Annotated in this window: 19 protein-coding genes and 1 other RNA gene; 10 read left to right on the top strand and 10 right to left on the bottom strand. The window is 62.4% G+C overall.

Going from position 1 to position 15001, the window contains the following annotated elements; genetic code table 11:
* Positions 1 to 15 precede the first annotated feature (15 nt).
* Positions 16 to 1815, bottom strand: coding sequence for an ABC transporter transmembrane domain-containing protein (locus tag ACFSQT_RS25540; RefSeq protein WP_379023346.1), 1800 nt, complete (start codon positions 1813 to 1815; stop codon positions 16 to 18).
* A gap of 205 nt (positions 1816 to 2020) precedes the next feature.
* Between ACFSQT_RS25540 and rpmE the strand changes: the two genes are divergently transcribed.
* A complete protein-coding gene (gene rpmE, locus ACFSQT_RS25535) occupies positions 2021 to 2242 on the top strand; it encodes a 50S ribosomal protein L31 (protein WP_006327661.1) in 222 nt (73 codons plus the stop codon).
* A gap of 111 nt (positions 2243 to 2353) precedes the next feature.
* Positions 2354 to 2854, top strand: a complete 501-nt coding sequence (locus ACFSQT_RS25530) for a hypothetical protein (protein ID WP_379023344.1) — start codon at positions 2354 to 2356, stop codon at positions 2852 to 2854.
* A 2-nt stretch (positions 2855 to 2856) separates the two neighbouring features.
* Here ACFSQT_RS25530 and ACFSQT_RS25525 read toward each other — a convergent pair whose 3' ends face one another.
* Positions 2857 to 3498, bottom strand: a complete 642-nt coding sequence (locus ACFSQT_RS25525; protein WP_379023342.1) for a TetR/AcrR family transcriptional regulator — start codon at positions 3496 to 3498, stop codon at positions 2857 to 2859.
* Positions 3499 to 3604: 106 nt separating this feature from the next.
* On the opposite strand from ACFSQT_RS25525, the gene ACFSQT_RS25520 reads away from it, so the two are divergent.
* Both ACFSQT_RS25520 and ACFSQT_RS25515 read left to right on the top strand, forming a co-directional pair.
* Positions 3605 to 4438: an NAD(P)H-binding protein gene (locus ACFSQT_RS25520; protein WP_379023340.1), complete on the top strand. Its 834-nt coding sequence runs from the start codon at positions 3605 to 3607 to the stop codon at positions 4436 to 4438.
* 1 nt (position 4439) lies between these two features.
* Complete coding sequence (locus ACFSQT_RS25515) at positions 4440 to 4916, top strand: anthrone oxygenase family protein (RefSeq protein WP_379023338.1); 477 nt, start codon at positions 4440 to 4442, stop codon at positions 4914 to 4916.
* Between the two features lie 83 nt (positions 4917 to 4999).
* Here ACFSQT_RS25515 and ACFSQT_RS25510 read toward each other — a convergent pair whose 3' ends face one another.
* The 6 genes from ACFSQT_RS25510 to ssrS all read right to left on the bottom strand — a co-directional run bounded on the left by ACFSQT_RS25510 (position 5000) and on the right by ssrS (position 9113).
* Positions 5000 to 5311 carry an Rdx family protein gene (locus ACFSQT_RS25510; protein WP_379023336.1) on the bottom strand — a complete coding sequence of 104 codons (312 nt, stop codon included), beginning with the start codon at positions 5309 to 5311 and terminating at the stop codon, positions 5000 to 5002.
* Between the two features lie 105 nt (positions 5312 to 5416).
* Positions 5417 to 6166: a YebC/PmpR family DNA-binding transcriptional regulator gene (locus ACFSQT_RS25505; protein WP_184872386.1), complete on the bottom strand. Its 750-nt coding sequence runs from the start codon at positions 6164 to 6166 to the stop codon at positions 5417 to 5419.
* Positions 6167 to 6535: 369 nt separating this feature from the next.
* Positions 6536 to 7303 (bottom strand): TerC family protein, encoded by a 768-nt coding sequence (locus ACFSQT_RS25500; RefSeq protein WP_379023334.1) that lies wholly within the window; start codon positions 7301 to 7303, stop codon positions 6536 to 6538.
* 70 nt (positions 7304 to 7373) lie between these two features.
* On the bottom strand, positions 7374 to 8198 hold the full coding sequence (locus ACFSQT_RS25495; protein WP_379023332.1) for a TIGR00282 family metallophosphoesterase: 825 nt from the start codon (positions 8196 to 8198) through the stop codon (positions 7374 to 7376).
* Positions 8199 to 8273: 75 nt separating this feature from the next.
* Positions 8274 to 8861 carry a 5-formyltetrahydrofolate cyclo-ligase gene (locus tag ACFSQT_RS25490; RefSeq protein ID WP_379023330.1) on the bottom strand — a complete coding sequence of 196 codons (588 nt, stop codon included), beginning with the start codon at positions 8859 to 8861 and terminating at the stop codon, positions 8274 to 8276.
* 96 nt (positions 8862 to 8957) lie between these two features.
* A non-coding RNA gene (gene ssrS, locus ACFSQT_RS25485) (6S RNA) lies at positions 8958 to 9113 on the bottom strand.
* A 253-nt stretch (positions 9114 to 9366) separates the two neighbouring features.
* Here ssrS and ACFSQT_RS25480 point away from each other — a divergent pair.
* The 5 genes from ACFSQT_RS25480 to msrB all read left to right on the top strand — a co-directional run bounded on the left by ACFSQT_RS25480 (position 9367) and on the right by msrB (position 13348).
* Positions 9367 to 10206 carry an AAA family ATPase gene (locus tag ACFSQT_RS25480; RefSeq protein ID WP_379023328.1) on the top strand — a complete coding sequence of 280 codons (840 nt, stop codon included), beginning with the start codon at positions 9367 to 9369 and terminating at the stop codon, positions 10204 to 10206.
* 77 nt (positions 10207 to 10283) lie between these two features.
* Positions 10284 to 10730 (top strand): GNAT family N-acetyltransferase, encoded by a 447-nt coding sequence (locus ACFSQT_RS25475; RefSeq protein WP_379023326.1) that lies wholly within the window; start codon positions 10284 to 10286, stop codon positions 10728 to 10730.
* Entirely contained in the window at positions 10730 to 11521 is a 792-nt protein-coding gene (locus tag ACFSQT_RS25470; protein WP_379023324.1) for a hypothetical protein, read from the top strand. Before ACFSQT_RS25475 ends, ACFSQT_RS25470 begins: the two co-directional genes overlap by 1 nt.
* Positions 11522 to 11532: 11 nt before the next feature.
* Complete coding sequence (locus ACFSQT_RS25465; protein ID WP_379023322.1) at positions 11533 to 12723, top strand: vWA domain-containing protein; 1191 nt, start codon at positions 11533 to 11535, stop codon at positions 12721 to 12723.
* 220 nt (positions 12724 to 12943) lie between these two features.
* On the top strand, positions 12944 to 13348 hold the full coding sequence (msrB, locus tag ACFSQT_RS25460; protein WP_013529102.1) for a peptide-methionine (R)-S-oxide reductase MsrB: 405 nt from the start codon (positions 12944 to 12946) through the stop codon (positions 13346 to 13348).
* Between the two features lie 96 nt (positions 13349 to 13444).
* Here the strand turns inward: msrB and ACFSQT_RS25455 are convergent, their stop codons facing one another.
* Positions 13445 to 13783, bottom strand: coding sequence for a hypothetical protein (locus ACFSQT_RS25455; RefSeq protein ID WP_379023320.1), 339 nt, complete (start codon positions 13781 to 13783; stop codon positions 13445 to 13447).
* Positions 13784 to 13992: 209 nt separating this feature from the next.
* Between ACFSQT_RS25455 and ACFSQT_RS25450 the strand changes: the two genes are divergently transcribed.
* On the top strand, positions 13993 to 14499 hold the full coding sequence (locus tag ACFSQT_RS25450) for an arsenate reductase ArsC (RefSeq protein WP_379023318.1): 507 nt from the start codon (positions 13993 to 13995) through the stop codon (positions 14497 to 14499).
* A 44-nt stretch (positions 14500 to 14543) separates the two neighbouring features.
* Here the strand turns inward: ACFSQT_RS25450 and ACFSQT_RS25445 are convergent, their stop codons facing one another.
* On the bottom strand, positions 14544 to 14999 hold the full coding sequence (locus tag ACFSQT_RS25445) for a hypothetical protein (protein ID WP_379023316.1): 456 nt from the start codon (positions 14997 to 14999) through the stop codon (positions 14544 to 14546).
* Positions 15000 to 15001: the final 2 nt, after the last annotated feature.

Below are 15001 nucleotides of genomic sequence, written 5' to 3'. Positions count from 1 at the left end.
TGTGGATGTCTCCGGCTACTCCGCCGCACCCCTGAAGGCGCTGGCGCCGGGTTCGAACTGCAGCTTGGCCAGCCGCGCATAGATGCCGCCCTTGGCGACGAGGCTCTGATGCGTGCCTTCCTCGACGATGCTGCCGCCATCCATGACCAGGATCCTGTCGGCCTTCAGCACCGTTGCCAGCCGGTGGGCGATGACGATGGTGGTGCGGCCCTGCATCAGCCGTTCCAGCGCCATCTGCACCAGTGTCTCGCTTTCGGCGTCGAGCGCCGAAGTCGCCTCGTCGAGCAGCAGGATCGGCGCGTCGCGCAGGATGGCGCGAGCGATCGCCACGCGCTGGCGCTGGCCGCCGGACAGCGTCACGCCGCGCTCGCCGACCTGGCTGTCATAGCCCTTTTCGAGCTTGAGGATGAATTCGTCGGCCAGCGCGTCCCTCGCCGCCGTTTCGATCTCGGCCTCGCTGGCGCCCGGCCGGCCAAAGCCGATATTGTCGCGCGCGCTCGCCGCGAAGATGGTGACGTCCTGCGGCACGATGGCGATGCGCTCGCGAACCGAGATGGGATCGGCCTCGCGCACGTCGACGCCATCGATCACGATCTTGCCGGTTTCGGGATCATAGAAACGCAGGATCAGCGAAAAGACCGTGCTCTTGCCGGCCCCTGACGGGCCGACGATCGCCACCGTCTCGCCGGGCATGACCTGAAAGCTCAAACCGTGCACGGCAGCGCGGTCGGGCCTGGCCGGGTAGGAGAAGGAGACGTCATCGAAGACGATCGCGCCCTTGGCGACTGCCGGCAGCGGCTTCGGATCGGCTGGCGCCTGGATCGCCGGCTTCTCGGCCAGGATCTCGGTCAGCCGTTCGGCGGCGCCCGCGGCTTGCGCAAGTTCGCCCCACACTTCCGACAGTGCGCCGAGCGCGCCGGCGGCAAACACCGAATAGAGCAGGAACTGACCAAGCGTGCCCGGCGACAGATTGCCGTCGAGCACGTCGCGCGAGCCGAACCACAGCACTGCCACGACGGACGAGAAGATCGTGAAAATGGCAAAGAAGGTGAGGAAGGAGCGCGCGAAGATCGAGGCCCGCGCCGCCTCGAAAGCGGCTTCCACTGCGCCGGAGAAATGCCCGGTGACCAGCTTCTCATTGGTGAAGGCCTGCAAGGTGCGCACCGCGCCGATCTGCTCGCTGGCATAGGCGGTGGCATCGGCGAGCGTATCCTGCGCCTGCCGCGACTTGCGCCGCACCGAGCGGCCGAAGGCGACCAGCGGCAGCACGATGACCGGAATGGCCGCAATGACCAGGCCCGACAATTTCGGGCTGGTGATGACCATCATCCCCACCGCGCCGAAACCAAGGATGACGTTGCGCAGCGCCACCGAAGCCGTCGCCCCGACCGCCGACTTGACCTGCGTCGTGTCGGCGGCGAGCCGCGACACGATCTCGCCCGACTGGGCGGTGTCGAAGAAGGAAGGCGACAGCGTCGTCACGTGAGCGAAGACGTCGCGCCTGATATCGGCGACGACGCGCTCGCCGAGCGTGATGACGAAATAGTAGCGGCCGGCCGATGCCGCCGCCAGCACCGCGGCCATCGCCACCAGGGCGGCGAAATATTCGGCGATGAAGATGGTGTTGGCCGACGAGAAACCATGATCGATCATGCGCCGCACGGCCAGCGGCAGCGCCAGCGTCGTTGCCGCGGCGATGACCAGCGAAATGAGCGCGCCGACGACCAGCGTGCGATAATGCCTGATGTACGGGAACAGGCGCCTGAGCGGCTTGAGCGAGCGCCGGCGCTCGTCTGCGCTGCTGGGTTGCGCCATTCTCACGTTTCCTCTAGCCGGCTTGGGCCATGCGCCTCAATATGCACTTGCCGCGGCCTTGTGATTCAATTCCGGCTGATGTATAGGCTCGCCGACCGTTTTAGAAGCCGTGGCTCCTCAATAGCTGTGGCTTCGAGTTTTAAAAAGGGGCGCATCGACGCAGGCTTATGCCCGTCGGCGGCGCCGGCAAGCCAGGAACCGAACCATGAAGACCGACATCCATCCCGATTACCACACCATCAAGGTCGTCATGACCGACGGCACCGAATACATGACCCGTTCGACCTGGGGCAAGGAAGGCGATACGATGAACCTCGATATCGACCCGACCACCCATCCGGCCTGGACCGGCGGCCAGCAGACCCTGCTCGATCGCGGCGGCCGCCTGTCGAAGTTCAAGAAGCGTTTCGAAGGTTTCGGCCTCTAAGCCCGACGACCTTTTTCGCAGATCGGAAAACCCGCCTTCGAGGCGGGTTTTTTGTTGACTGCGGATAACTCACAGCACGAGGGTCAACATTGCTGGCGAGAGGGAGGCAACATGCTGAAGTTCGACGATGCACGATGGTCCGGCCTCAAGGGTGGATACAAGGTTGTCTATGATCCACGACCGGCCTTGCGAGCGCTGGCTCTCCGTTACGATGACAAGGCTGTCTGGGACGAACTCTGGAACGAATTGCATCACCAGGGCGATGTAGGTGACGCGTCTTACGCGGCGATCCCGGAAATCATCAGCATCTCCACAGAACATGTCCCAGCAAATTGGGGAGCCTACGGTCTGGCCGCGACCATCGAGGAAGCGCGATTGTTCGACAACCGAAACCCGCCGATCCCGGATTGGATCGAACCGCACTACAAAGCCGCTTGGCAGACGCTCTTTAAATTGGCTTTGCGGGATCTGGAAACTCAGACTGACCAAACCAGCGTGACCTGTGCCTTGGCTGTTGTCGCGCTCCATCGCGGTATGCTCGGCCTTGCCCGAATGGTGATGTGCACGGAGGACGAGCGCGCGGAAATGCTCCGGAGTTATCTCGGCCGCTAGCCCTACCCGTCCAACAATTCCCGCAGCGCCATCCGCTTGTAGGCGGCGACCAGCCTGTCGCCCTCCTGCCTGTCGACCGAGATCGCCAGCCGCACGGCGGCCTCGCCCATCTGCCAGACCAGAAACGCCGTGGTTTCCAGCGCCGCCGGATCGGCAGCCGGCCGCAACCGCTTCAGCACCGCGGTGAGGAATTCGGCATTGGCCCGGCTGTCGGCGAGTTCGAGCTGGCGCAGCGCCTTGTCGGCCTGCGTGCCTGACCAGATGTCGCGCATCACCGGCTCGGCCAGGAACAGCCCGTAGTAGATATCGACCAGCTCCGAAAACGCCCGTCGCAGGCCTTCGGCGTCGCCGACGTCGGCGAGTGCCGCCGAAATGCAGGCCTGGCTTTCGGCGGTGTAGCGCTCGGCCAGCGCCCAGATGATCGCCCGCTTGTCCGGAAAGAACTGGTAGAGCGAGCCGATCGACACCCCTGCCCGCTCCGCCACTTCACCCATGCGCATGGCGTCGCTGCCTTGCTCGGCGATCAGCGCCGAGGCAGCGGCCAGCATGCGTTCGACCCGCTCGCGGCTGCGCTGCTGGCTTGGCGCCCGGCGCGGCGAAGCAATCTGCTCCTGGGGGGAAATCGGCGCGGCGGTGTCTTCCATGGCTGTCTCCAATGCCAACAAATTCGCTTGACTCACAAAATACGAGGGTTTATCACGTTTTGCAAATGTGAGGATTACTCATGTTTTTAAACAGAGGAAAACAGCTATGAACGACACAACACCAAAACCCATCCTGATCCTCGGCGGCACCGGCAAGACCGGCCGCCGCCTTGCCGAGCGGCTGACGGCGCAGGGCCTGCCGGTGCGCATCGGCTCGCGCTCGGGCACCCCGCGCTTCGACTGGGAAGTCCGCGCGACCTGGGGCCCGGCCATGCACGGCGTCAGCGCCGTCTACATCAGCTACTATCCTGATCTCGCCGTGCCGGGTGCCGCCGAGGTGATCGGCGCCTTCGCCAGGCTTGCCGTGCAAAACGGCATCACCCGGCTGGTGCTGCTGTCGGGGCGTGGCGAGGCGGAAGCCCAACGTGCCGAAGAGATGGTGAAGGCTTCTGGCGCCGACTGGACGATCCTGCGCTGCGCCTGGTTCTCGCAGAACTTCAGCGAAGGCTTCCTCGTCGAGCCACTGCTGGAGGGCGAGGTGGCGCTGCCGGTCGGCAATGTCGGCGAACCCTTTGTCGATGCCGACGACATCGCCGACGCCGCCTTTGCCGTGCTGACCGAGCCAGGGCATGTCGGCCAGCTCTATGCACTGACCGGGCCGCGGCTGCTGAGCTTCGCCGACGCAGTCGCCGAGATCGGCAAGGCCGCCGGCCGCGACATCCGCTTTGTCAGGATCTCGCATGAAGAGTTTACCGCCGCTGTCGGGGCGCATGAGCTGCCGGCCGAATTCGCCTGGCTGCTCAACGAGCTGTTCACCGAAGTGCTCGACGGCCGCAACGAGTCACTCACCGATGGCGTCCAGCGCGTGCTCGGCCGCCAGCCAAGGGACTTTTTCGCCTATGCAACCGCAACCGCCGCAACCGGCATCTGGAGCAACTGACATGATCAAGCTTCTTCCCACCCTAACCGTCATTGCCGCAATCGGCTCGGGCGTCGTCGGCGGCGTGTTCTTCGCCTTTTCCAACTTTGTCATGGCGGCGCTTGCCCGACTGCCCGTCCCTAGCGGCATCGCGGCGATGAATTCGATCAACATCACGGTGATCACCCCGACCTTCATGACGGCGCTTTTCGGTACCGGCCTGCTCTGTCTGGTGCTTATCGCCACGGCCATCATGGGCTGGAGCCAGTCCGGCTCGTACTGGTTGCTTGCCGGCGCGGTGATCTATCTGATCGGCAACCCGATCGTGACCATGGTCTTCAACGTGCCGCTCAACGATGCGCTCGCCGCCGTCGATCCGGCCAGCAGCAACGGCGCCGCCGTGTGGGCGAACCATCTGAGCCAATGGGTGATGTGGAACCACGTCCGCACCATCACCGCCATCATCGCGATGGCCTGCTTCATTCTCTCATTGCTCTAAGCAACTCCAGAAAAAGTGTGTAGCCGTCCGGATTTGCGTCAAGACAAAGAGAGAAGCGTTCTGCGAAAAGCAAAAGACCCCGCTCAGGCGGGGTCTTTTGATTTATGGCCCTTGCGATCGGAATGGCCGAGATCGCGATCCGGATCGATGACATCGCGGACCAGCTGCTTGAGTTTTGCCGCTTCCGGAAAGCCGCCGTCGCGCTTGCGGTCCCAGACCAGGACGTCGTTGCAGGAAATGGTGAAGATGCCGCCGGTGCCGGGCACCAGCGTCACTTCGCCAAGATCGGTGCCGAAGGTCGACAGCAGCTCCTGCGCCATCCAGCCGGCACGCAGCAGCCACTGGCACTGCGTGCAATAGGTGATGCGGATGGCGGGAAGCGTTTTTTCGCTCATGTCAGACTGAGCTCCGCTGATGTCTCTGGCCGGGCTCGGCTCATGTCAGACTGAGCTTCGCTCATGTCTCTGGCTGAGCTCCGCTCATGCCTGGCTGAGCTCCGCTCATGCCGCGCTGAGCTTGGCCATGGTCTCGTCATCGACTTCGAAGTTGGCGTAGACGCTCTGCACGTCATCGTCATCCTCGAGCGTCGCGACCAGCTTCATCAGCGACTGTGCGCGATCCTCGTCGACCGGAACACTGTTCTGCGGCTTCCAGATCGGCTTCACCGATTCAGCTTCACCGAGCGAGGCTTCCAGCGCCTTCGACACTTCGCCGAGATTCTCGAAAGCGCAGTAGATCGTGTGGCCTTCCTCATCGGATTCCACGTCGTCGGCGCCGGCTTCGATCGCCGCATCCATGACCTTGTCGGCGCTGCCGGCCGATGCCGGATAATAGATCTCGCCGGCACGATCCCACATGAACGACACCGAGCCGGTTTCGCCCATCGCCCCGCCGGCCTTGGTGAAAGCGGCGCGCACGTTCGAGGCCGAACGGTTGCGGTTGTCGGTCAGGGCTTCGACGATGACGGCGACGCCACCGGGGCCATAGCCCTCATAGCGCACGGCTTCGTAGTTTTCGGCATCGCCCATCGACGCCTTGTTGATGGCGCGCTGGATGTTGTCCTTCGGCATCGACACCGCCTTGGCATTCTGCACGGCCAGGCGCAGGCGCGGGTTCATCGATGGGTCGGGCGTCCCGCTCTTGGCGGCAACGGTGATTTCGCGCGCCAGCTTGGAAAACATTTTCGACCGCACCGCATCCTGGCGGCCCTTGCGGTGCATGATGTTCTTGAACTGTGAATGGCCAGCCATGGCACCCCTGTCGTCTTCTCGGCTAGAGCATCCCGAAGCGAGGTGATCTCGCCTCGTCTTCCGCAATGCTCGAATTCAAAATTTCAGAGCGTCCCAGGTGCAACTCGTGGAAGCACGGCGTTCTCTGTCGGAATGGCCGGCTTATAGATAAATCGGCTCAATTCGTCCAGCCGCACCGTGTATGCGGCGCAGATGCTCAGGATCGCCGCTTTCCTACCGGCGACCAGCACGGATGCCCCGGTTGGCATGTATCCAATTCTCGACCGGACCTTCCGGAATGTCGGAAGTACCAATTCCCCTGTCAGGCAAATCAGCCAAGCTTGCAAGCTGGTTCGCGCTGATCCGGGCTAAGGTCTTTCCTGTTCATACTCAGTGCCCGCCGCCGGACTTCGCCTTCCTGCGCTGCCGCGCCAGCATGTTGAGCCCTTCGACCAGGGCCGAAAAACCCATCGCGGCGTAGATGTAGCCCTTGGGCACGTGATAGCCCATGCCGTCGGCGATCAGCGTCATGCCGATCATCAGCAGGAAGCCCAGCGCCAGCATGACGATGGTCGGGTTCCTGGCGATGAAATTCGCCAGCGGTCCGGCCGCCAGCATCATCACGCTCACCGCGACGATCACGGCAACGTACATGATGGCGATCTCGTCGGTCATGCCGACGGCGGTGATGATCGAATCGATGGAGAAGACGAGGTCGAGCAGCAGGATCTGGAAGATCGCGCCGGCAAGGCTGATCTGCAGCGTCTCGCCCAGCATCGTGTCCTGGTGGTCGTCATGATCGACCGTGTGGTGGATTTCCTTGGTCGCCTTCCACACCAGGAACAGGCCGCCGGCGATCAGGATCAGGTCGCGCCAGGAAAAGCCGTGGCCGAAAGCCGTGAACACCGGTGTCGTCAGCTGGACGATGACCGAAATGGTGGCCAGCAGCACCAGCCGCATGATCAGCGCCGCCGAGATGCCAAGCCGGCGGGCGCGGGCCCTTTGCGCTTCCGGCAGTTTGTTGGTCAGGATCGAGATGAAGATCAGATTGTCGATGCCGAGCACGATCTCCAGCACCACCAGCGTCAGCAGCGCGACCCAGGCGGTTGGATCGGACACGAAGTGAAAATGCGGCGCCAGGAATTCGATGAGCTGCATGGAGGTCGTCCCCTCTACGATCTAGAGCAGTGTCGCCGGCAATTAGGTACTGCTTGCGTCCATATCAATGTCACGACCAGAAGGAGGGCGCGGTTTCCTCCAGTCGCGGGCCGCGACGAAACGGCGCGATCCTCTCGGTCAGCCCGGTGCGGTCGGAAATGTCGACGCCGACGCCGCACAATGTCGCCGGTCCGGTCGCTGCCTCGAAGCGCCCTTTCGGCACTTTCGAAAGGAACCGGTTGAGCGGTTCCTCCTTGTCCATGCCGAGCGAGGAATCATAGTCGCCGCACATGCCGGCATCGGAGATGTAACCGGTGCCGCCATTGAGGATCTGGTGGTCGCCGGTCGGCTGGTGCGTGTGGGTGCCGACGACGAGACTGGCGCGGCCATCGACGAAATGCGCGAAGCACATCTTTTCCGACGTCGCCTCGGCGTGAAAGTCGATGATCACCGCATCCGCCTGCTCGCCGAGCGGACAGGCGGCCAGTTCGCGTTCGCCGGCCTGGAACGGATCGTCCAGTTCGGGATGCATGAACACCCGGCCCATGATGTTGGCGACCAGCACGCGCGCGCCGGTCCTGGCGATGTAGACACCGGAGCCGCGCCCGGGCGTGCCCTTGGGGAAATTGGAGGGGCGCAGAAAACGCTCTTCGCGCGGCGCGAAGGCCAGTGCGTCGCGCTGGTCCCAGACATGGTTGCCGGTGGTGACGACGTCGGCGCCGGCCGCAATCGTCTCGCGAAAGATCTCTTCGGTGATGCCGAAGCCGCCGGCGGCGTTCTCGCCATTGACGATGACGAAATCGAGTTTGAAATCGGAGATCAGCCCCGGCAGCTGTTCCCACACTGCCGTGCGTCCCGTTTTTCCCACCATGTCGCCGAGGAAGAGAAGTCTCATATGATCCTGCACCGAAGGTCAGCGAAGCAAAAGCTGCATGACGTCTGTGAAAAGATCATGCGTCCATTGTGCTATCTACAATTTTGGCGCGAAGCGGCGCAACCCGCTCTCGGTGAGTATTTCCGAGATGATGACGTCGTGGTCTTCATCCGGCACCAGTGCCACCTCCTGGCAGTCGAAGGCGATGCCGATCAATCGGGGCGTCTGCCCCTTGTCGATCAGCCTGGCGATGGCGCGGTCGTAATAGCCGGCGCCGTAGCCGATACGATGACCGCGCGCGTCGAAGGCGGCGAGCGGCACCAACATCAACGAAGGGTCGAGCACCTCGGCTTCCTCATGCGGGCCGACCGTGCCGAAGCCCATCTCGACCATCGGCGCGCCCCGCACCAGCTCGCGAAAGACGATGGTGGTCTTGTCGAGGATCGCCGGCAGGCAAAGCCTGGCTCCCTTCTCGCGCAGGGCGAACATCAGCGGCCGGACGTCGACTTCCGAACGCATCGGCCAGAAGCCGGAAACGATCTGGCCCGGCTCGACAGCGAGGTGATCGCGCGCCGTCTCGGCCATTTCGAGCGCGATCTCCACCCGCCAGAATTCATCGAGCGCGTCGCGGCGCCCGAGTGCCTCGAGGCGAAGCTGCTTTTTCAGGTGTTTCGAGGATGTCATGCGCAGACGATAGAAAAGATCGGATTTGGATAGAGTTTTAGGAGCGACGTTTTCTACCGCATCATCCGCCGAAATACATGCATGCCTTGAAAAAAGTGACGATCCACACAACCGGTGGAGAGAGCGATCCCGGGAACCTACAAAGTAGGTGGGCGCCGTGTGAGAAAACCCACGGGTCTTCCCAGGGACAGCTCCCTAAGGATCGTTAAGGCCCCGGGGAAAATGTTCTCCTGCCGGGAAGCGCAGACCGTCATCGCCAATATAGGCCGCCGGTCGACCAAGCGCCAGTGAGACGGGCATTCTTTCCCGTGTCGGGTTCACGCCCTCGCCGCTGCCGACAAGCCACCCTTGCACAGGCAGGCCAGCGTCCTTACGGTCGTCATGACCAACCAAGAGCAATTCCAGGAAAAGTGTGAAACGGTTTTCCGTCCGGAATTGCGTCAAAACAAAGAGATTGAGCGGATCGACGTTTCCGTGAAACGGTGAACCGCTCCAGGGAGCAAAAATGCGTTTCGAAGGCACGGCGGCCTATGTCGCCGACAAGGATCTGATGGTGGCGGTCAACGCGGCGATCGCGCTGGAGCGGCCCTTGCTGGTCAAGGGCGAGCCCGGCACCGGTAAGACCGAACTCGCCAGGCAGGTGGCCGCCGCACTCGGTCTCGACCTCATCGAATGGCACGTGAAATCGACGACGCGAGCCCAGCAGGGTCTTTACGAGTACGACGCCGTCTCACGGCTGCGCGACAGCCAGCTCGGCGATATCAGGTTCAACGACATCAGGAACTACATCAAGCGCGGCAAGCTTTGGGAAGCATTCGCCACGGCCAAGAAGGTCGTGCTTCTGATCGACGAGATCGACAAGGCCGATATCGAGTTCCCCAACGATCTGTTGCAGGAACTCGATCGAATGGAGTTCTTCGTCTACGAGACCGGCGAAACGATCCGCGCCGCGGTCAGGCCGATCGTCATCATCACCTCCAACAACGAGAAGGAGCTGCCGGACGCCTTCCTGCGCCGCTGCTTCTTCCACTACATCCGCTTTCCCGACGTCGACACCCTGCACAGAATAGTCGACGTGCACTATCCAGGCATCAAGCAGAACCTGGTGCGGGCGGCGCTGACCCGGTTCTACGAGATCCGCGAGGTGCCGGGGCTGAAGAAGAAGCCGTCGACCTCCGAGGCGCTCGACTGGATAAGGCTGCTGGTCGCCGACGATATCGCGCCGGAAGACCTGCGCGCCGACCCGAAGAACGCGCTGCCCAAGCTGCATGGCGCATTGCTGAAGAACGAGCAGGACGTGCATCTGTTCGAGCGGCTGGCCTTCATAGCGAGGCGGCAGGGGTAGCGCTTTCCCTGGCCGTGGACCGTTGCCGTCAGCCGAACAGGTGGGCAGCTTCGAACAGAACCCTCGGAGGAACCGAAATGACAGAGATCGCCGTCCGCCCCCTGGCGCAATCCGACCACGCCGAATGGCGGCGGCTGTGGACCGACTACCTGACCTTCTACGAAACCAGGCTGCCGGAAGAAGTCTATGCCGTCACCTGGAAGCGGCTGTTCACGGCGGGTGAGTTCGAGCCGAAGGGTTTCATCGCCACCCTCGATGGCAAGGCTGTCGGCCTCACCCACTATCTCTATCACCGCTCCTGCTGGGCGGAGCAGAACAACTGCTACCTGCAGGACCTGTTCGCCGACCCTGAAGTGCGCGGCAAGGGCATCGGTGCGGCCTTGATCAAGGCGGTGAAAGAGGCGGCGGAAAAGATCGGGGTCAAGAACGTCTACTGGATGACGCACGAGACCAATGCCACCGCGCGCAAGCTCTACGATCATGTCGCGCGCCGGACCGGTTTCATCGAGTATGATCTGCTGTAATGAAATCGGCCGCGCAGCGCGCAAAGCTGACTTGGAATGCCGACCGGTTTGAAGCGCTGGAGCGCGTTCGCGTTGTCTTGCAGCAAAGTGAATTCGCGCCACTCTATGCCAGCTACATCGCATATCTGGAACTGCGAGAGCGTGGGCTGAGAAAACAATCCTTTACTCAACTCGATGCCTTTATCGAGCAGACAGCATACGCCCCGTTTGAAGTTCGCCTTTCGGTAGTGCGGCATCTCGTTGGCGCAATTGAGGAGTACTGGGACCACTGGCCAGCGCCCGACAATTGGCAGTTTCCTGAGCAAATATCTCGACGGCTGACTGGGCCGCTCTGGCGCGAATGGCAGGAGCGGGAACCGACCAATCCTGAGGCGTGGGTGTATGGCTTCTACAACCTGTCCGGTCGAGTCGATGGCAGGGAGGTTGCATTTCTGCTGGACCCAACTCATCCACGCTACCAATATGCCCATCTGGACGGCCTGTGCGCGCAGCTAAACTATGAGCTTCATGAGCTTGAACACATTGAGACGATCCTTTGCACTCCGGAACATTTCGGCGAACTGGCCGGTTCGGTATCTGCCGTCGCAAAAGCAATTGGTGACAACATGACTGACGAGGTTGCAAAAACACTTGTCAACCTGAACGAACTGGCTGCACTCTACCGCAACCATAACCGAGACAGCGGCACTTTATTGCGAGAGCTTCTGCGGCTCGGCCGCAAAGACCTGGCCGACTTTCCAATTTTATCGGCCCGCCATTGGTTCCGTGTGCTTCCCCATCCTATAGGTTGACCCGGCCCGCCATGTTCATCCCCTTCTTCCTCGAACTGAAGGCAGCACGCGTTCCCGTTTCGCTGCGGGAATATCTGTCGCTGCTGGAGGGGCTGGAGGCCGGTTTGGTCGACTACGACGTCGAGGGTTTTTATTACCTCGCGCGTGCGGCACTGGTGAAGGACGAGCGCCACATCGACCGCTTCGACCAGGTGTTCGCGCATGTCTTCAGGGGCGTTGAGGCGCTGGGCGGGCCGGATGCCGTCGACGTCGCCAATATTCCCGAGGAATGGCTGCGCCGCCTCGCCGAGAAGCATCTGACCGACGAGGAGAAAAAGCTGGTCGAGGCGCTCGGCGGTTTCGACAAGCTGATGGAGACCTTGAAGCAGCGGCTGGAGGAGCAGAAAGGCCGCCATCAGGGCGGTTCGAAATGGATCGGCACCGGCGGCACCTCGCCGTTCGGCGCCTATGGCTACAATCCCGAAGGCGTGCGCATTGGCCAGCACGAAAGCCGCAACCACCGCGCCGTCAAAGTCTGGGACAAGCGCGAATTCAGGAATTTCGACGATGCCGTCGAACTCGGCACCCGCAACATCAAGATCGCGCTGAAGCGCCTGCGCCGCTGGGTGCGCGAAGGCGCCGAGGAGGAATTCGACCTGCCCGGCACCATCCACGCCACCGCCGAGCACGGCTATCTCGACGTGCGGACCCGGCCCGAACGGCGCAACGCGGTGAAGCTCTTGATGTTCTTCGATGTCGGCGGCTCGATGGACGACCACATCAAAAGCGTCGAGGAATTGTTTTCGGCCGCCCGCGCCGAATTCCGCCAGCTCGAATACTTTTATTTCCACAATTGCCTCTATGAGGGTGTGTGGAAAGACAATCGCCGTCGTCATGCCGAGACGATCCCGACCTTCGATCTGCTTCATAAATACGGGCCGGACTACAAGGTGATCGTCGTCGGTGATGCCTCGATGAGCCCTTACGAGATCGCGCACCCCGGCGGCTCGGTCGAACATTGGAACCCGGAGGCCGGAGCCGTCTGGCTCGTCCGCCTGCTGCAGCAATGGCCGAACGCGGTGTGGCTGAACCCCGAGAGCCAGAAGAACTGGGGCTTTACCCACTCGACCACCATGATCCGCGACATCTTTGGCGGCCGTATGTTCCCGCTGACTCTTGCCGGACTGGAGGCCGCGACCAAGCAGCTTTCGAGGAAGCATTGAGCGTCAGGGGATGCCGGGCAATTGCTTGAGTCCAATGACAGGTTTTGGCGATCGCAAATCGCCGAAGTCGGCGTTTGGAAGAAGGTCGCGGCCGATCCGAGACCTGAAATGATTGCCCGTCAGGAGTGCCCCGATACTGGGCAGGGGTGTAACAAATGCCTATGTTGCCGCGAATATGAGGTTGCAATCAACAACGAGCCGGCAAGGCTGAGGAGATCAGATGGACACCCACACCTACCCCGTTACCCGCACCGACGCCGAATGGCGCGCCCGGCTGACGCCGGAGCAATATGCCGTCATGCGCGGCCACGGCACCGAGCGGCCGGGAAGCTGCGCCCTGCTCTATGAGAAGCGCGCCGGCACGTTTTCCTGCGTCGGCTGCGACCAGCCGCTGTTCGAATCCAAGCTGAAGTTCGAGAGCGGCACCGGCTGGCCGAGCTTCAACGACCCGGTGCCCGGCTCGGTCGAGAACACCGTCGATCGCAGCTACGGCATGGTCCGCACCGAATGCCATTGCGCCCGCTGCGGCAGCCATCTCGGCCATGTCTTCGAGGACGGCCCGCCGCCGACCGGCCTGCGCTATTGCATCAACGGCGTGGCGCTGAAATTCGAGCCTGCGGCTTAAGCCGAAGCTCGATAGCTGGATGAACGGAAGGGCGGCCGCGGCCGCCCTTTTCATTGCTCGGCAAGAAGCCCGGCGAACGCGACAGGCGCCGTCGCGTCAGACCACGACCACCAGGATCAGCCACAATATGGCGCCAAGCGTCATCAGCGAGGCCCTGGCGCCCTTGGCCTTTTCCGTGGTTCGCCATACGGCAAAGGTCAGAAAGATGTTGTAGGGCACCGGCGCGAAATGCACCGCCAGAACCAGCGCGAGCGGCAGCTTCAGTCCGAGCAGGATGATCGCTGCCACCGACGATGCGACGTTGATCGCGGTGCCGACAAGGACGAGGTCGTGCCAGAACAGCCGATCGAGCGGCACCCGGCCTTGCCAGCGTGCGCGAAAAAACCCCCGGCTTGCCGTGTCGGTTTCGTTTTCGGGAAGCTTTGAAGCATTCATCAGCGCAACTTCTCTTCGGCGGCGGCAGGGATGTCAAACGCAACACACCGTCAGCGCCGGGCGATGACGGACATATGACCTGACCAGATATCATCAACCGGTCGCGAAACCTTTCTACGCCGCTGCTTTTCGGTATACTTTGCCGAGCGGTGACCTCCTGAGGGAATTTGTCGCCCGATCATCCAGTCGCCTGCCGGGGAGGTCTTGAGATGAGCGATAAGTTTTACAACGTGCTGTTTCTGTGCAACGCCAATTCGGCGCGATCCATCATGGGGGAAGCCATCCTCAACCGGATTGGCACCGGCAGGTTCAAGGCCTTTTCCGCCGGCTCGCAACCGAAGGGCACGGTCAATCCCGACGCGCTGCATCTGCTCGAAACCCTCAACTTCGACACCAGCTTCGCCCGTTCGAAAAGCTGGGACGAATTCGCCGCGCCCGACGCGCCGGAAATGAATTTCGTCTTCACCGTCTGCGACAACACCACGAACGAATCCTGTCCCATATGGCCCGGCCATCCCATGACGGCACTGTGGGCGATACCGGACCCGGCGAAGGCCGTCGGCACCGACGCCGAGGTGCACCTCGCCTTCGCCGATGCCTATCGCATGCTCAACAATCGCATCTCGCTGTTCGTCAATCTGCCGGTGGACACACTCGACCATATGACGCTCCAGCACCATCTGGACGAGATCGGCCGCGACACGAAGCCGAACTGATCGCAAACACGCTTCGTCGCGGTCAGCGGCCGGCAGGCGCGAGTTCATGCTCCTGCGACGTCGCGATCCGCCAGAACCTCTTCGACAGCCCGCTCGATGCGCGAGGCTTCCGTCACCAGCCAGTCGGCCATCGCCGGCCAGTTGTCCTCGGCAAAGCAGTTCACCCGCCACAGCGAATTGATGCCGAGCCCCGGGGACTGCTGTTCCGGCCGCAGATTCAATCTTGCCTCGATCGCCGGCTGGAACGGCTTCAACCGCGACCAGGCTCCCGTGGCGCCGAACTTCTCGTTGCGCCCGAAGAAGACGCCGACATGGTTCTGCGCCGGCGCGACATACATGGAAAGGACCAACGCGAAGTCGGGCAGCCCGCGCTGCCAGAACCAGGGTCCGCGCCTCGCCAGCAGAGCCTTTTCCTCCGGATGGCGTTCCTCGAACAGCGTCCAGAAGCCGCGCTGGCGGAATTCAGAGGCGCGGCGCGCGCCGAAGTCGAATTCGCTCATGG

The organism is Mesorhizobium calcicola, assembly GCF_042682105.1.
In the GTDB taxonomy this organism is placed as follows: Bacteria; Pseudomonadota; Alphaproteobacteria; order Rhizobiales; family Rhizobiaceae; genus Mesorhizobium; species Mesorhizobium calcicola.
This window is presented reverse-complemented; position numbering and strand designations above follow the sequence as displayed.

What these genes read in the sequence shown, in the direction of transcription:
- ACFSQT_RS25540 (WP_379023346.1), bottom strand. Translation starts at nt 1,815, where the DNA reads ATGGCGCAACCCAGCAGCGCAGACGAGCGCCGGCGCTCGCTCAAGCCG.
- rpmE (WP_006327661.1), top strand. Translation starts at nt 2,021, where the DNA reads ATGAAGACCGACATCCATCCCGATTACCACACCATCAAGGTCGTCATG.
- ACFSQT_RS25530 (WP_379023344.1), top strand. Translation starts at nt 2,354, where the DNA reads ATGCTGAAGTTCGACGATGCACGATGGTCCGGCCTCAAGGGTGGATAC.
- ACFSQT_RS25525 (WP_379023342.1), bottom strand. Translation starts at nt 3,498, where the DNA reads ATGGAAGACACCGCCGCGCCGATTTCCCCCCAGGAGCAGATTGCTTCG.
- ACFSQT_RS25520 (WP_379023340.1), top strand. Translation starts at nt 3,605, where the DNA reads ATGAACGACACAACACCAAAACCCATCCTGATCCTCGGCGGCACCGGC.
- ACFSQT_RS25515 (WP_379023338.1), top strand. Translation starts at nt 4,440, where the DNA reads ATGATCAAGCTTCTTCCCACCCTAACCGTCATTGCCGCAATCGGCTCG.
- ACFSQT_RS25510 (WP_379023336.1), bottom strand. Translation starts at nt 5,311, where the DNA reads ATGAGCGAAAAAACGCTTCCCGCCATCCGCATCACCTATTGCACGCAG.
- ACFSQT_RS25505 (WP_184872386.1), bottom strand. Translation starts at nt 6,166, where the DNA reads ATGGCTGGCCATTCACAGTTCAAGAACATCATGCACCGCAAGGGCCGC.
- ACFSQT_RS25500 (WP_379023334.1), bottom strand. Translation starts at nt 7,303, where the DNA reads ATGCAGCTCATCGAATTCCTGGCGCCGCATTTTCACTTCGTGTCCGAT.
- ACFSQT_RS25495 (WP_379023332.1), bottom strand. Translation starts at nt 8,198, where the DNA reads ATGAGACTTCTCTTCCTCGGCGACATGGTGGGAAAAACGGGACGCACG.
- ACFSQT_RS25490 (WP_379023330.1), bottom strand. Translation starts at nt 8,861, where the DNA reads ATGACATCCTCGAAACACCTGAAAAAGCAGCTTCGCCTCGAGGCACTC.
- ACFSQT_RS25480 (WP_379023328.1), top strand. Translation starts at nt 9,367, where the DNA reads ATGCGTTTCGAAGGCACGGCGGCCTATGTCGCCGACAAGGATCTGATG.
- ACFSQT_RS25475 (WP_379023326.1), top strand. Translation starts at nt 10,284, where the DNA reads ATGACAGAGATCGCCGTCCGCCCCCTGGCGCAATCCGACCACGCCGAA.
- ACFSQT_RS25470 (WP_379023324.1), top strand. Translation starts at nt 10,730, where the DNA reads ATGAAATCGGCCGCGCAGCGCGCAAAGCTGACTTGGAATGCCGACCGG.
- ACFSQT_RS25465 (WP_379023322.1), top strand. Translation starts at nt 11,533, where the DNA reads ATGTTCATCCCCTTCTTCCTCGAACTGAAGGCAGCACGCGTTCCCGTT.
- msrB (WP_013529102.1), top strand. Translation starts at nt 12,944, where the DNA reads ATGGACACCCACACCTACCCCGTTACCCGCACCGACGCCGAATGGCGC.
- ACFSQT_RS25455 (WP_379023320.1), bottom strand. Translation starts at nt 13,783, where the DNA reads ATGAATGCTTCAAAGCTTCCCGAAAACGAAACCGACACGGCAAGCCGG.
- ACFSQT_RS25450 (WP_379023318.1), top strand. Translation starts at nt 13,993, where the DNA reads ATGAGCGATAAGTTTTACAACGTGCTGTTTCTGTGCAACGCCAATTCG.
- ACFSQT_RS25445 (WP_379023316.1), bottom strand. Translation starts at nt 14,999, where the DNA reads ATGAGCGAATTCGACTTCGGCGCGCGCCGCGCCTCTGAATTCCGCCAG.